At 42.7% G+C, this 1,383-nt stretch carries 1 protein-coding gene; it reads right to left on the reverse strand.

Features of this window, described 5'->3' with window-relative positions:
* Positions 1-40 precede the first annotated feature (40 nt).
* A complete protein-coding gene (locus V7K67_RS03190) occupies positions 41-1,258 on the reverse strand; it encodes an ISAs1 family transposase (protein ID WP_335165220.1) in 1,218 nt (405 codons plus the stop codon).
* Positions 1,259-1,383: the final 125 nt, after the last annotated feature.

Here is a 1,383-nt window from a genome sequence, read left to right on the forward strand (position 1 = left end):
CCAGGGTTAGCGCGTCTCAAACCCTATTGACAGTGGGATTCTAGGAGAGGATTGAATTTGAGAGAGATGCGGCTAACACAGAAAGCATATACTGATCATTCATAGCGGCTCGCCGTGACTTTTGGCGAATACTGCGGCGGAAAGATGATTCTCGCTCTAAGGCATTAAGAGCAATGCGACGTAGCAAAGAAAAATTCTGTGGACTATGCAGAGAACGAATTCGACATTCATCCTCACCGAAGGTGACATCCAATGTCCAATGAACAGAGTTTTCAATACCCCAATGTTGTCGAATAGCACTGCCAATTTTATTAGCATCGCTGGCGAGACTAGTGATGTAAAATTGCACCTCGTGGGTAGTTTTATTCCAATGTTGAATTGAACGCACTACCATCACTACTGTTGTTATTCCTGCCCATAAATCTTGTTCATGAAGTCCAGGAAGTTGTGACACTGGCACAGTGTAAACCTGACGATTCTCGATGCGATGATGTCCTTTTTCTATGCGTTGACTTATACTTACATCAACATCTTTAAACCCAAGAGAGAGGGAAGTCTCAAACCAATTCTTGACTTGCTGGTGCAGTTTGGGGTGATTATCTTTGAGGCTCAAAATGTAATCAGAATCAGCTGCGATAATTTTCTGGGCAATGGATTTTTGCGTCCCCATTGCATCAATAGTAATGATGCAGCCAGATATATCTAGCATTTCTAATAATGCTGGAATCGCGGTGATTTCATTAGATTTGTCAGTGACCTTTGTTTGTCCCAAGACCAAACGATGTTCACTCGACCAGGCACTGACAGTGTGTAAGGCTTTTAACTGGGATTCTCGGTCATATGAGCCTCTATGATTTTTGCCATCTATGGCTACTACTTCTACTCCTAATTTCTCAACCAATGATTGAACCCACTGCCGAAAACATTTCTCAAATTCTTTGGGGTTAATTTTCTCAAATACTCTTCTAAAAGTGTCTGGACTGGGTATTCCCTCTGGCAGTTCTAGAAATGTCTCCAACCACTCCTGTTTATTGAGTCCATACTCCTCGATATCTTCCCAACCTTGCCCTCCTGCAATTACTGCCAAAATCGCTATGGTGATGATATCGGTCAGTGAATGCCATCTCGTCCTTTCTACTCTGGGGTCTTTGATTTCTGTGAAGTATTCCTGAAACTTAGTGGTAATGTCTTTGCTATCTATGCTGGGTGCAAAAGATGCTTTGGTTTTGCTTTTCTTGTTCTCAAATCCTGTTGACATTACTCGAACCTTGCACCTAGATGGATTAAATCTTACCCTAGCTCGGATAGTACCACTTTGTTTCCAACTTGATTGCTGATCGGGCAAGTCCGCTTGTCAATAAGGTTTGAGACGCGCTAACCCTG

Source organism: Nostoc sp. (assembly GCF_036917155.1).
Taxonomy (GTDB): Bacteria; Cyanobacteriota; Cyanobacteriia; order Cyanobacteriales; family Nostocaceae; genus Nostoc.